This window comes from Pseudomonas sp. KSR10, assembly GCF_022355455.1.
GTDB lineage: Bacteria > Pseudomonadota > Gammaproteobacteria > Pseudomonadales > Pseudomonadaceae > Stutzerimonas > Stutzerimonas stutzeri_E.
Window position 1 is genome coordinate 1,008,990 of record NZ_JAKOEN010000019.1, and the last position, 13,597, is coordinate 1,022,586.

13 protein-coding genes are annotated in these 13,597 nt (G+C 61.7%); 10 read left to right on the top strand and 3 right to left on the bottom strand.

Going from position 1 to position 13,597, the window contains the following annotated elements; translation table 11 throughout:
* Positions 1-10 precede the first annotated feature (10 nt).
* Together MCB86_RS13530 and MCB86_RS13535 are read left to right on the top strand one after the other, a co-directional pair.
* Complete coding sequence (locus MCB86_RS13530) at positions 11-1,027, top strand: aspartate carbamoyltransferase catalytic subunit (protein WP_045163997.1); 1,017 nt, start codon at positions 11-13, stop codon at positions 1,025-1,027.
* Positions 1,027-2,298: a dihydroorotase gene (locus MCB86_RS13535; RefSeq protein WP_239611237.1), complete on the top strand. Its 1,272-nt coding sequence runs from the start codon at positions 1,027-1,029 to the stop codon at positions 2,296-2,298. Before MCB86_RS13530 ends, MCB86_RS13535 begins: the two co-directional genes overlap by 1 nt.
* 54 nt (positions 2,299-2,352) lie before the next feature.
* Here the strand turns inward: MCB86_RS13535 and MCB86_RS13540 are convergent, their stop codons facing one another.
* Positions 2,353-2,751: a TM2 domain-containing protein gene (locus tag MCB86_RS13540; protein ID WP_045163999.1), complete on the bottom strand. Its 399-nt coding sequence runs from the start codon at positions 2,749-2,751 to the stop codon at positions 2,353-2,355.
* 135 nt (positions 2,752-2,886) lie between these two features.
* Here MCB86_RS13540 and MCB86_RS13545 point away from each other — a divergent pair, with 135 nt between their 5' ends.
* On the top strand, positions 2,887-4,098 hold the full coding sequence (locus MCB86_RS13545) for a putative DNA modification/repair radical SAM protein (protein WP_239611591.1): 1,212 nt from the start codon (positions 2,887-2,889) through the stop codon (positions 4,096-4,098).
* On the top strand, positions 4,098-4,928 hold the full coding sequence (locus MCB86_RS13550) for a TIGR03915 family putative DNA repair protein (protein WP_239611238.1): 831 nt from the start codon (positions 4,098-4,100) through the stop codon (positions 4,926-4,928). The genes MCB86_RS13545 and MCB86_RS13550 overlap by 1 nt, the downstream gene beginning before the upstream one ends.
* Here MCB86_RS13550 and MCB86_RS13555 read toward each other — a convergent pair whose 3' ends face one another.
* Together MCB86_RS13555 and pilT are read right to left on the bottom strand one after the other, a co-directional pair.
* Entirely contained in the window at positions 4,929-6,074 is a 1,146-nt protein-coding gene (locus MCB86_RS13555) for a PilT/PilU family type 4a pilus ATPase (protein WP_045164002.1), read from the bottom strand.
* 78 nt (positions 6,075-6,152) lie between these two features.
* Positions 6,153-7,187, bottom strand: a complete 1,035-nt coding sequence (gene pilT / locus MCB86_RS13560) for a type IV pilus twitching motility protein PilT (protein WP_019339777.1) — start codon at positions 7,185-7,187, stop codon at positions 6,153-6,155.
* A gap of 66 nt (positions 7,188-7,253) precedes the next feature.
* On the opposite strand from pilT, the gene MCB86_RS13565 reads away from it, so the two are divergent.
* The 6 genes from MCB86_RS13565 to metW all read left to right on the top strand — a co-directional run bounded on the left by MCB86_RS13565 (position 7,254) and on the right by metW (position 13,584).
* Positions 7,254-7,967, top strand: a complete 714-nt coding sequence (locus MCB86_RS13565) for a YggS family pyridoxal phosphate-dependent enzyme (RefSeq protein WP_239611239.1) — start codon at positions 7,254-7,256, stop codon at positions 7,965-7,967.
* Between the two features lie 12 nt (positions 7,968-7,979).
* Positions 7,980-8,807 carry a pyrroline-5-carboxylate reductase gene (gene proC / locus MCB86_RS13570; RefSeq protein WP_239611240.1) on the top strand — a complete coding sequence of 276 codons (828 nt, stop codon included), beginning with the start codon at positions 7,980-7,982 and terminating at the stop codon, positions 8,805-8,807.
* A gap of 276 nt (positions 8,808-9,083) precedes the next feature.
* The gene (locus MCB86_RS13575; RefSeq protein WP_045164005.1) at positions 9,084-9,674 is read left to right on the top strand and encodes a YggT family protein; all 591 of its coding nucleotides are present in this window, start codon (positions 9,084-9,086) and stop codon (positions 9,672-9,674) included.
* A gap of 117 nt (positions 9,675-9,791) precedes the next feature.
* Complete coding sequence (locus MCB86_RS13580) at positions 9,792-11,753, top strand: dynamin-like GTPase family protein (RefSeq protein WP_239611241.1); 1,962 nt, start codon at positions 9,792-9,794, stop codon at positions 11,751-11,753.
* 81 nt (positions 11,754-11,834) lie between these two features.
* Positions 11,835-12,974 carry a homoserine O-acetyltransferase gene (locus tag MCB86_RS13585; protein ID WP_045164007.1) on the top strand — a complete coding sequence of 380 codons (1,140 nt, stop codon included), beginning with the start codon at positions 11,835-11,837 and terminating at the stop codon, positions 12,972-12,974.
* A gap of 10 nt (positions 12,975-12,984) precedes the next feature.
* Positions 12,985-13,584, top strand: a complete 600-nt coding sequence (gene metW, locus MCB86_RS13590) for a methionine biosynthesis protein MetW (RefSeq protein ID WP_045164008.1) — start codon at positions 12,985-12,987, stop codon at positions 13,582-13,584.
* Positions 13,585-13,597: the final 13 nt, after the last annotated feature.

The following is a 13,597-nucleotide window of genomic DNA, read 5'->3' on the forward strand; positions in this document are numbered from 1 at the left end:
GACCCTCGCGATGACGCCTACTGACGCCAAGCGGCCGCTACAGCTGAACGACAATGGTCAGCTGCGCCATTTCCTGTCCCTGGATGGCCTGCCTCGCACGCTGCTTACCGAAATCCTCGACACTGCCGACTCCTTTCTCGAAGTCGGTGCCAGGGGAGTCAAGAAGGTCCCCTTGCTGCGCGGCAAGACCGTCTGCAATGTGTTCTTCGAGAACTCCACGCGCACCCGCACCACTTTTGAACTGGCGGCCAAGCGCCTCTCGGCGGACGTGATCACGCTGAACGTTTCCACCTCGTCGACCAGCAAAGGCGAAACCCTGACCGATACGCTGCGCAACCTCGAAGCCATGGCGGCCGACATGTTCGTCGTGCGCCACGCCGATTCGGGCGCTGCACATTTCATCGCCGAACACGTCTGCCCGGACGTCGCAATCATCAATGGCGGTGACGGGCGCCATGCGCACCCCACCCAGGGCATGCTCGACATGCTCACCATCCGCCGCCACAAGGGTGACTTCGAGAAGCTCTCGGTGGCCATCGTCGGCGACATCCTGCATTCGCGGGTAGCCCGTTCCAACATGCTCGCGCTGAAGACGCTCGGCTGCCCGGACATTCGCGTGATAGGCCCGAAAACGCTACTGCCGATCGGCCTGGAGCAATACGGCGTCAGTGTCTTCCACGACATGACCGAAGGCCTGCGCGATGTCGACGTAGTGATCATGCTGCGCCTGCAGCGCGAGCGCATGCAGGGCGGCCTGCTGCCCAGCGAGGGCGAGTTCTACCGTCTCTATGGGCTGACCACACAGCGCATGGCGCTGGCCAAGCGGGACGCCATCGTCATGCATCCAGGCCCGATCAACCGAGGCGTCGAGATCGAGTCGGCGGTCGCAGACGGCGACCAGTCAGTAATTCTCAACCAGGTGACCTACGGCATCGCGGTTCGCATGGCGGTGCTCTCCATGGCCATGAGCGGCCAGACCGCCCAGCGCCAGATCGAAACCGAATACGCTGCCGAGGAGCAGAACTGATGCCAACCGAAATCCTCGGCGCTCGCCTGATCGACCCCGCCAACGGGCGCGATGAAATCACCGATATCTATTGCCAGGACGGCTTGGTCGTCGCCATCGGCCAGGCACCAGCTGGCTTCAACGCTGCACACAGCATCAATGCCCAGGGGCTGGTCGCCGCCCCTGGGCTGGTCGATCTGTCCGTTGCTCTGCGCGAGCCGGGTTACAGTCGCAAGGGCAACATCGCCAGCGAAACACTGGCCGCCACAGCCGGCGGCATTACCAGCTTGTGCTGCCCACCAAACACCAAACCCGTGCTAGACACCGCCGCGGTCGCCGAGCTGATCCTCGACCGCGCCCGCGAGTCCGGTCATGCCAAGGTCTTTCCGATTGGCGCGCTGACACGCAACCTGGCGGGAGAACAGCTCGCTGAGCTGGTGGCGCTACGCGATGCCGGCTGTGTCGCTTTCGGCAATGGCCTGACCAACTTCGCCAGCAGCCGGAACCTGAGCCGCGCGCTGGAATATGCAGCGACCTTCGGCCTCACCGTGATCATGCATTCCCAGGACAGCGATCTGGCCGAAGGCGGTCTTGCCCATGAAGGCCCTTCCGCCGCTTTTCTCGGCCTGGCCGGGATCCCTGAAACAGCCGAAACCATCGCCCTGGCGCGCAATCTGCTGCTAGTCGAGCAGACCGGTGTTCGCGCCCACTTCAGTCAGCTCAGTACCGCCCGTGGCGCACAGATGATCGCCGACGCCCAGGCACGCGGGCTTCCGGTCACTGCCGATGTGGCAATGTATCAACTGATCCTGACTGATGAGGCGCTGCACGGCTTTTCCAGCCTTTACCATGTGCAACCGCCTTTGCGCAGCGCAGCCGACCGTGCCGGCCTGCGTGAAGCAGTCAGAACCGGCGTCATCTCGGCAATTTCCAGCCATCATCAGCCTCACGAAGCGGACGCCAAACAGGCGCCGTTCGGTGAAACCGAGCCGGGTATCAGCAGTGCGGAAATTCTTCTGCCGCTGGCACTGACCCTCGTCGAAGACGGCCTGCTCGATCTGCCGACCCTACTTGCACGCCTGAGCAGCGGCCCGGCCACCGCCCTGCGGCTACCGGCCGGACGCTTGGCTATAGGCGACGCCGCAGACCTGGTCCTGTTCGATCCACGCAGCTCGACGCTCGCTGGCGAAGCCTGGCACTCGAAGGGTCGCAATTGCCCCTTCCTCGGCCACTGCCTGCCAGGCGCAGTACGCCACACGATCGTCGACGGCAGAATCGCCTTTCAAGGCTGACCCGAACATCCAGGCGGTCCGATCGAAAACCCGGGCCGCCTGCGAACCTCGCCGTTACCAGCGCTTTTCCATGTTGCGCATCGATACCTGGCTGTTCAGCGTCCAGAAGTCGTAGAGCACGCCCACGAAGAACAACCCGCCGGTGCATAGATAAATCAGGCCGGTAATCCATTTGCCCTGATACATCCGGTGTACGCCGAACACACCGAGGAAGGTCAGCAGGATCCAGGCGACGGTGTAGTCGATCGGGCCGGGCTGGAAGCGCATGTCGGCCTCTCGGTCCATCGACGGAATCAGAAACAGATCGATGATCCAGCCAACGAAGAACAAGCCGAGCGTGAAAAACCAGATGGTGCCGGTAATCGGCTTGCCGTAATAGAAGCGGTGGGAACCGAGGAATCCAAAAATCCACAAAAGATAGCCGATCAAGGTGCTATGGGTGTTTTGCCGCATCTGAGCCTCGTAGTCTGGTTTGGTAGCGCGTTGAGCTTATCCGATTCTCGCCCGCCCGAAATCTCCGCCGAACGGGCCGTGGCGTGATGAGATGACCGTGATACTGTATATGCAAACAGTATCGCGATGATCCTCATGCAGCTGATCGAGAAACTCAGCGTCCTTGCCGACGCCGCAAAATATGACGTGTCATGCGCCAGCAGCGGGGCGCCAAAGCGCAGTTCCAAAGGCCGCAGCGGGCTGGGCGCCACTGACGGCATGGGTATCTGCCACAGTTTCACCCCAGACGGTCGCTGCGTCGCCCTGCTTAAGGTACTGCTGACCAACTTCTGCCTGTATGACTGCCAATACTGCGTTAATCGGCGCTCCAGTGACGTACCGCGTGCGCGTTTCACGCCCGAAGAAGTAGTGACGCTGACGCTCGATTTCTACCGCCGCAACTGCATCAGCGGCCTGTTTCTCAGCTCCGGAATCATTCGCTCGGCCGACTACACCATGGAACAGCTCAATCGAGTGGCCAAGCTGCTACGCGAGGAGCATGAGTTCCGCGGCTACATCCATCTGAAGACCATTCCGGACGCCGACCCGCTGCTTATCGCCGAAGCCGGCCGCTACGCCGACCGCCTCAGCGTCAATATCGAACTGCCGACCGAGTCCAGCCTGCTCCGCCTCGCGCCGGAAAAACAGGTTGTGACGATCAAACAGGCCATGCATTCGATTTATCAAGGAGAGACCGAAGCCCAGGCGGAGAAAGGTTCGCCGCGTTTCGCTCCGGCCGGGCAAAGCACGCAGATGATCGTTGGCGCCGACACAACTGACGACAGCACCATTCTGCATACTGCACAGTCGTTGTATGGCGACTTTCGCCTGCGCCGCGTGTACTACTCGGCGTTCAGCCCGATTCCGCACAGCCCCAAGACCGTTCCCTTCGAGGCGCCGCCACTGCTGCGCGAACACCGGTTGTACCAAGCCGATTTTCTCATGCGCGGTTACGGTTTTCGGGCCGGCGAGCTGCTTGCCGGTCCAGGCAACCTACCGCTGGACATCGATCCCAAGCTCGCCTGGGCGCTGTCCAACCGTGAGCATTTCCCAGTGGACCTGAATCGCGCCGAAGCGGCGCTGATCGCGCGCATTCCCGGGATCGGCATCCTCAGCGCCCAGCGCCTGGTGGCCCTACGCCGGCAGAAGCGCATTCGCTTCGAGGACCTGACGCGCCTTCGCTGCTCGCTGGAAAAGGCCAAACCCTTCATCGTGACCCTCGACTATCGACCGAGCCAGGCCCAGCGGGAATCTGCCGTCCTGCGCCAACAACTCGGCGAAGGTCCCGTACAGATGGGATTGTGGTGATGCGTCAGGTACGTTTCGACGGCACTTTCGCTGGCTGGCGCGACGCTGCGCGTGACCTGCTCCGCCGCAAGGTCGCCCCTCATCAGGTGGAGTGGCTCGGCAGTGACGATAGCGGTGGTTTGTTCGACGAGCCCGATGTACCCGAACCGTCAGAGCCGATGTCTCGGACACGCATTCCACGGCAACTGATCGACGAACTGGAGAGCGCGGCGCGCTTTCGAACTAGCGGCCGATGGAGCCTGCTATACCGAATTCTCTGGCGGGTCGCCAGGGGTGATCAGACGGCCCGGCTGGTCGGCGACGCTGATGGCAGTGAACTGCACGCACGGATCAAGGCGGTACGCCGCGAAACGCACCACATGCATGCTTTTCTGCGCTTCAGCCCAGCGGGCGCTGACGAAGTGGTGGACTATGTAGCCTGGTTCGAACCGGCCCACGACATCTTGCTCAGCGCCGCGCCGCACTTCGCCGACCGCATGGGCCTGCACTCCTGGCTGATCGCAACCCCGGATAATGCGGTGCTATGGGATGGTGAAACCATGCATTACGCCAACCCCTGCCCGCCCGCCTGGCGGCAACTGGCGCAATCGGTCGAGGATCCCGGCGCGCACCTATGGAAGGCCTATTACGAAAGTACCTTCAACCCGGCGCGGCTCAACCGGGAAGTAATGCAGAGCAATCTGCCGGTACGCTTCTGGAAAAACCTGCCCGAAGGACCACTGATTCCACAGCTGATGAGCCGCGCCAGGGCCGGGGCCCAGCGTGACGGTCAGGCCGAACGGGTCGCCAGCCGGCCCGGCAAACGCATCGGCCAATCAGGAAGGACCTGATCAGCGGAAGCTGCGACCCGGGTCGTCGTCGCTGACTTCCAGAGTGAGGCCCTGGGATACGGAGGTCAGATGTTCGCCATCGGTCTCCGAGCCCAACTTGATCATCAGGCGCAGGTCGTTGGACGAGTCGGCATGCAGCAGCGCATCTTCGTAGGTGATCTCGCCCTGCACGTAAAGGTTGTAGAGCGCCTGATCGAACGTCTGCATGCCGAGGTCGGTGGAGCGCTTCATCAGTGATTTGAGTTCGTGCACTTCACCCTTGCGGATCAGGTCAGCCGCCAGCGGCGTATTGATCAATACCTCGATGACCGCCCGCCGGCCTTTACCGTCGGGCGTGGGGATCAGTTGCTGGGCGACGATGGCCTTGAGATTGAGCGAGAGATCCATCCAGACCTGCTGCTGCCGGTCGGCGGGGAAGAAGTTGATGATTCGATCCAGTGCCTGGTTGGCGTTGTTGGCGTGTAGCGTGGCCAGGCACAGGTGGCCGGTTTCGGCGAACGCGACCGCATAGTCCATGGTCTCGCGGGTCCGCACCTCACCGATGAGGATCACATCGGGCGCTTGGCGCAGCGTGTTCTTCAGCGCCACGTCGAAGGAATCGGTATCGATACCGACCTCGCGCTGAGTAACGATGCAGCTCTGATGCTGGTGAATGAACTCGATGGGGTCTTCGATGGAAATGATATGACCGCTGGAGTTCTTGTTGCGGTAGCCGATCATCGCCGCCAGCGAAGTGGACTTGCCGGTGCCGGTAGCGCCGACGAACAGCACCAGCCCACGCTTGGTCATCGCCAGCTTTTTCAGCACGTCCGGCAGTTTCAGGTCTTCGAGCGTCGGGATATTGGTCTCGATACGGCGCAGCACCATCCCGGCGAGGTTGCGCTGATAGAAGGCGCTGACCCGGAAGCGACCGATGCCGCGCGCGCTGATGGCAAAGTTGCACTCGTGGTTCTCGGCGAACTCGCGGCGCTGCTGCTCGTTCATCACGGCATGCACGGTTTCGCGGGTCATTTCCGGCGACATGGGCGTCTTGTTCACCGGCAGGATCTTGCCGTTGACCTTCATCGAAGGCGGCACACCAGCGGTAATGAACAGATCGGATCCGCCCTTTTCGACCATCAGGCGCAACAGTTTCTCGAATTCCATCGTCGTTCTCGTAGTCTGGCGAAGCCGCGTTGTAGCGAAGCGGAAGCCGGCGACGATGTCGCCGGACCACCCGTGGGTTTAGAAATTTTCCGGCTGTTTGGCCTTTTCTTTGGCTGCGTCGCGCGAAATCAACCCCTTGGCCAGCAGCCCCTTGAGACAGGAATCGAGCGTCTGCATGCCCAGCGAACCGCCGGTCTGGATCGAGGAATACATCTGCGCCACCTTGTCCTCGCGGATCAGGTTTCGGATCGCCGGTGTACCGATCATGATTTCGTGCGCGGCCACTCGACCGCCACCGACCTTCTTCAGCAGGGTCTGGGAGATCACCGCCTGCAGCGATTCGGAGAGCATCGAGCGAACCATGGATTTTTCTTCCGCCGGGAACACATCGACCACGCGGTCAATGGTCTTGGCCGCCGAGGTGGTGTGCAGGGTGCCGAATACCAGGTGACCGGTTTCCGCGGCGGTCAGCGCCAGGCGGATGGTTTCCAGATCGCGCATCTCGCCCACGAGGATGATGTCCGGGTCTTCACGCAGCGCCGAGCGCAGGGCTTCGGAGAAGCCCAATGTGTCGCGGTGCACTTCACGCTGGTTGACCAGGCACTTCTTCGACTCGTGGACGAACTCGATCGGGTCCTCGATGGTGAGGATGTGGTGATATTTGGTGTTGTTCAGATAGTCGAGCATCGCCGCCAGGGTGGTCGACTTGCCCGAACCGGTCGGCCCGGTGACCAGCACCAGCCCTCGCGGCACATCGGTGATCTTGCGGAAGACCTCGCCCATGCCGAGGTCTTCCATGGTCAGCACCTTCGACGGAATGGTCCGGAACACCGCACCGGCGCCGCGATTCTGGTTGAATGCGTTGACCCGGAAGCGCGCCACGCCGGGCACTTCGAACGAAAAGTCAGTCTCGAGGAACTCCTCGAAATCCTTGCGCTGCTTGTCGTTCATGATGTCGTAGATCAGTGCGTGCACCTGCTTGTGGTCCATCGCCGGCAGATTGATCCGGCGCACGTCACCGTCAACGCGGATCATCGGCGGCAAGCCGGAAGACAGGTGCAAGTCAGACGCACCCTGCTTGGCACTGAAGGCCAGCAGTTCTGTGATATCCATGGGACTCCCCAATTACAAGCAAGCAGGTAGAATGCCGCGCAGACCCTAAGGTGGCAGGCGCAGTTAATGTCCACGATAGCGAACAATATTGCAAAGGTCGCAACGCGCATCCGTGAGGCGGCGCAAGCTGTGGCGCGTGATCCCGACGAGGTACGCCTGTTGGCGGTCAGCAAGACCCAGCCGGCCGCCGCGATTCGCGAGACATCCAGCGCCGGTGTACTCGATTTCGGCGAGAACTATCTGCAGGAAGCTCTTGAGAAACAGGCCGAGCTCGCCGACCTGTCATTGACCTGGCATTTCATCGGCCCGATCCAGTCGAACAAGACCAAGGCGATCGCCGAGCACTTCGACTGGGTTCATTCGGTCGACCGCCTGAAGATCGCTCAGCGGCTCTCCGACCAGCGCCCCGAATCACTGCCACCGCTGAATATCTGCCTGCAGGTAAATGTCAGTGGCGAGGCCAGCAAGTCCGGTTGCGAACCACAGGATGTGCCAGAACTGGCTCAGGTCATCGCCGCCCTGCCCCGCCTGCGTCTGCGGGGGCTGATGACGATTCCCGAGCCGACCGACGATCCCGCCGAGCAGCGTGCCGCCTTCGCCCGCCTGCGACAGTTGCAAAACGAGCTCGACCTCGAGCTCGACACCCTCTCCATGGGCATGAGCCAGGATCTGGAGGCTGCCATCGCAGAAGGCGCCACCTGGGTCCGCATCGGCACTGCCCTGTTCGGCGCCCGCGCGTCGCCACCGCAGACCGCTCCGGCCAAACCTGCGCATAAGTAAAGGAACCCACGCATGAACACACCCCGTATCGCATTCATCGGCGGCGGCAACATGGCTGCCAGCCTGATCGGCGGGGTGCGTGCCCAAGGCGTATCCGCCACATCCATCTGTGCCAGCGATCCAGGCGCTGACAAGCGCGCCGAGCTGGAGTCAACCCACGGCATCGAGACCTTCGCCGACAACAGCCAAGCCGTTGCCGGTGCCGATGTCGTCCTGCTGGCGGTCAAACCGCAGATGATGCAGTCGGTCTGCCGCGATCTGGCCGTCCATCTGCAATCGAACCAGCTGATCGTGTCGATCGCCGCGGGAATCAACTGCGCCAGCTTGCAGCAATGGCTGGGGCCGCAGACGCCACGGGCCATCGTGCGCTGCATGCCGAATACGCCATCGCTATTGCGTCAAGGCGTCAGCGGGTTGTTCGCCAGTGCTCAGGTCAGCGTTGAGCAAAAACAACAGGCCGAGCAGTTGCTATCGGCTGTGGGCCTGGCGCTCTGGCTGGACAAGGAAGAACTGATCGACGCCGTCACCGCCGTCTCCGGCAGCGGGCCCGCCTATTTCTTCCTGTTGATCGAAGCCATGACCGCCGCCGGCCAGCACCTGGGCCTGCCACGCGACACCGCGGCGCAGCTGACACTGCACACCGCGCTGGGTGCCGCACGGATGGCCTGCGAAAGCGACGTCGATGCAGCCGAACTGCGTCGCCGCGTCACCTCGCCGAACGGAACCACCGAAGCGGCGATCAAAGCCTTCCAGACAGGCGGCTTCGAGAGTCTGGTTCAACAGGCGATGAATGCCGCCGCACAACGCTCGGCCGAACTCGCCGAACAACTGGGCAACTAGGGTCTGTTGACGTTTCGTTCGCGGCCGCGCCGGAGCTTGTTTTTGCGCGGAGCAAGGCATGAGGAGAGAAGTTTGGTCATTCCAAATGAACGACGAATAACGCCGCACCGCGCAAAAACAGGCCCGGCCCTTCGGGTTGCGCGGCAAATGACGCCATGCGGCGTTGCGAGACTTGTCAAGGGAACAACCATTACCTGCGTCCCGCGCCTTGCCTGGCGTCATTTGACGCAGCAACGCGGCTCGCGACGAAACATCAACAGACCCTAAGGAGCCTTCATGTCGCAACTCTCACAAGCCCTGATCCTGATCGTCCAGACGCTCGGCAGTCTCTATCTGCTGATCGTGCTGCTGCGCTTTATCCTGCAGTTGGTCCGGGCGGACTTCTACAACCCGCTGAGCCAGTTCATCGTGCGCGCCACGCACCCCTTGCTGCGGCCGTTGCGCCGGGTGATACCGAGCATCGGCGGCATCGATCTATCCTCGCTGGTGCTGGCCATCGTGATTCAAGTGCTGCTGATGGCTGCCATCCTGATGCTGGCCTACGGCACCATCGGCAACCCGCTGCAGCTTCTGGTCTGGGCGCTGATTGGCGTGACCGGGCTGTTTCTGAACATATTCTTCTACGCGCTGATCATCAGCGTAATCCTGTCCTGGGTCGCACCCGGTAGCCACAACCCCGGCGCTCAACTGGTCAACCAGATCTGCGAACCGGCGCTGGCACCTTTCCGCCGCCTGCTGCCCAATCTTGGCGGGCTGGATATCTCGCCGATCTTCGCTTTTCTGGCGATCAAGCTGCTGGACATGCTGGTGATCAACAACTTGGCGATGATGACGCATATGCCCAATATCCTCCGCTCGCTGATCTGAGGCCAACCGCCTGCGCACCACATGCGGCCTTTGAGCGGTAGTTCACACCCTCTCAATTGACCCGCATCGGGCGATTGGGATAATCGCCCGATCCGCCTTTCAGGAAGCACCACGATCATGGAACGACTAGACCGGCAAGTGGATGCCTACGTTACCTGGAAGCGTGATCTGGTTCGGGAGATCACCCGCTACCGCAGCTGGCTGGGGCACAACCGCCTCAATTCGGAGGCGGTAGATGCGCGGCTTGATCGTGCCTTGAAACTGCTGCGCACCGATCACATCACCCTGGCGTTCGTCGGCGAGTTTTCCCGTGGCAAGACGGAGCTGATCAACAGCCTGTTTTTCTCCGGGTACGGCCAACGCATCCTGCCCTCGCGTGCAGGGCGCACCACCATGTGCCCAACCGAACTGTTTTTTGATCCACGCGCGGAGCGCTCCTATATCCGCCTGTTGCCGATCGAGTCGCGCCTGGACGACACGAGCATCGCCCAGCTCAAGCGCAATCCGCGTTTCTGGCAGAACATAGCGCTGGATCCGAACAAGCCGGACGCCATGGTCGAAGCCTTCACCCAGGTCGCTTCCACCAAATCCATGCCGGTGGAGCAAGCCGTTCAGCTCGGTTTCCATCCCGACTCACTGGAACAAGCGGAGACGGCCGGCGAAGTCATGGTGCCGGCCTGGCGGCACGCGATGGTCAACTTCGATCACCCCCTGTTGCGCCAGGGGTTGCGGATACTCGATACGCCGGGCCTCAACGCGCTGGGCAGCGAGCCAGAACTCACCCTGTCGATGCTGCCGAGTGCCCAGGCGGTAATTTTTCTGTTGTCAGCCGACGCCGGCGTGACCGCCAGCGATATGGATATCTGGCAGCAGCATATCCATCAGCTCGACGACGGCGGTCGACACCGTTTGTTCGCCGTGCTGAACAAAATCGATGTGCTCTGGGACGACGTCTCCGGCGACGCGTTCGTCAACGATGCAATCCAGAGGATGCAGAGCAGCACCGCCCAACAGTTGGGTATCGCCGTCGACGACGTGCTTCCGCTTTCGGCCAAGCAGGCACTGCTTGCGAAGATTCGCGGCGATCAGCCACTGCTTGAGCGCAGCCGACTGGTGGCGCTGGAGCAGCTTCTTTGCGAACGCATCCTCGCGCAGAAGGAGCGCCTGCTGGAGCAACAGGTGGTGCGCCAGGTGCTCGCTCTGCTACAGAACAGCCAGCACATCCTGACCCAGCGCTTGGCCAAGGTTCGCGAACAGAGCGAACTGCTCGATAACCGCCGTCAGGATAGCGGGCAGCTGTTGCTGGAGCTGACCGCCCGCACTCGGCACGATCACAATCAGCACCACAAGCGCCTGCTGCAATTGAAGACCAACCAGCGCCTGCTGCAGCGTCAGGGCGAGCTGCTGCGCGGCACCGTGCGCGCCGAGCGCTTGGAAGAGCATTTGACCCGCCTGCGCCGCAGCCTGACAGGCAGCCTGACGACCCTGGGTATCAACCTGAGCATTCTGCACTTCTTCCGTTCGGTCGAGCAGGACCTGGGTGCGCTCGAGCATGAGGCGGCGCTAGCAAACAAGATGGTGTCGGCGATCTACGCCCGCCACAACGAACAGAACCCGCTGCACGGGGTCGACGCTCCCCTGTTTCGGCTCGGCCCTTACCAGAAAGAGCTGAAGGGACTGCAGAACAAAGCCGACCAGTTTCGCCTGCAGCTTAAAACGCTGCTTACCGAGCAGCGCACGCTGACCCGACGCTTCTTCGCCACCCTGGTGCAGGAAGTCATCGGAATGCATCAGCGCCTGCGTCAGGACGCCGAGCAATGGGCCGACGAAGCCCTGATGCCGTTGATGCAACATTCATTGGAGCACAAGCAACAGCTCGAAGCGCACCTGCTGCAGCTAAAAAGCCTGGCACAGGAGAGCCAGCAAAGCAGCCAACGCGGTCGTCTGCTGGCACGCTACAGCCTCGAGCTGGAGCAACAGTTGGCACAGGCTGGGGAAATGTTGCGATTGCTGCGGCGGCCGGCTCCGATCCGTCGCCAGGGCAAAGTGGTCAGCCTCACCAGCGCCAGCCTGAGTTGACTCGGGCGTTGCGATTGAGGATGAATTGAGGCGCGCTAACCTTTAGACTTTGCCGCCTTCTTCCAGTACGAGCCAGGGTCGATGCCCACAGCTATTCCAGCCGATTCCGTTGGTCTGGTGAGTCCGAAGGTCGAGCATTTCGCCGAACCGCTGGCACTTGCCTGCGGCCGCACGCTCAATGACTACCAGCTGATCTACGAAACCTACGGTGAATTGAATACCGCGCGCAGTAACGCCGTGCTGATCTGCCATGCGCTGTCCGGCCATCACCATGCAGCCGGTTTCCACAGCATGGACGAGAATAAACCCGGCTGGTGGGACAGCTGCATCGGGCCGGGCAAGGCGATCGACACCAACCGCTTCTTCGTGGTCAGCCTGAACAACCTCGGTGGATGCAACGGCTCGACCGGCCCCAGCAGCATCAACCCACTGACCGGCAAGCCTTACGGGGCGGACTTCCCCGTCGTCACCGTGGAGGACTGGGTCAACAGCCAGGCACGCCTGGCCGATGTATTGGGCATCGAACAGTGGGCGGCAGTGGTGGGCGGCAGCCTCGGCGGCATGCAGGCGATGCAATGGACCATGAGCTATCCGGAACGAGTTCGCCACTGCGTCGCGATCGCCTCGGCGTCCAAGTTGTCGGCGCAGAACATCGCCTTCAACGAGGTGGCGCGCCAGGCGATCCTGTCCGATCCGGAGTTCCACGGCGGGCACTTCCAGGAACGCAACGTGATTCCCAAGCGCGGCCTGATGCTGGCCCGAATGGTCGGCCATATCACCTACCTGTCCGATGACGCCATGGGCACCAAGTTCGGTCGCGGCCTGAAGAGCGAGAAGCTCAACTACGATTTCAACAGTGTCGAATTCCAAGTCGAGAGCTACCTGCGTTATCAAGGCGAAGAGTTCTCCAGTCGTTTCGACGCCAACACCTACTTGCTGATGACCAAGGCGCTGGACTACTTCGATCCGGCGGCGGCGTTTGACGACGATCTGGCAAAAGCCCTGTCGACGGCCAAGGCGGACTTCTGCGTGATCTCCTTCACCACCGATTGGCGTTTCTCCCCGGAGCGTTCACATGAAATCGTCGATGCGCTGATGGCGGCACGCAAAAATGTCTGTTACCTGGAAATCGACGCTCCCCAGGGCCATGACGCCTTTCTGATTCCCATTCCCCGCTATCTGCAGGCGTTTCGCGGCTACATGAACCGCATCGTCGTATAAGGAAACCCACATGCGCGCCGACCTGGAAATCATCCAAGACTGGATACCGGCGGGTAGCCGCGTGCTCGACCTCGGTTGCGGCAACGGCGAGCTACTGGCCTGGCTGCGAGATCACAAGCAGGTCAGTGGTTACGGCCTGGAAATCGATCCCGATAATATCGCCGCCTGCATCGACAAGGGCGTCAATGTCATCGAGCAGGACCTCGACAAAGGCCTGGGCAATTTCGCCAGCGACAGCTTCGACATGGTGGTCATGACCCAGGCGCTGCAAGCGGTGCATTACCCGGATGTGTTGCTCAAGGAAATGCTCCGTGTCGGTCGCGAATGCATCATCACCTTTCCCAACTTCGGCCACTGGCGCTGCCGCTGGTATCTGGCCAGCAAGGGCCGCATGCCGGTCTCGGAGTTCCTGCCCTACACTTGGTACAACACGCCGAACATCCACTTCTGCACCTTCGAGGATTTCGAGCGGCTGTGTCGTGAACGCGGAGCCCGGGTACTCGAACGCCTGGCGGTGGATCGCCATCACAAGCATGGGATGGCAAGTCGCCTATGGCCCAACCTGATCGGCGAGATCGGTATATACCGAGTCACCGGACCGGGCCGCTGATCCGCTTCATCAA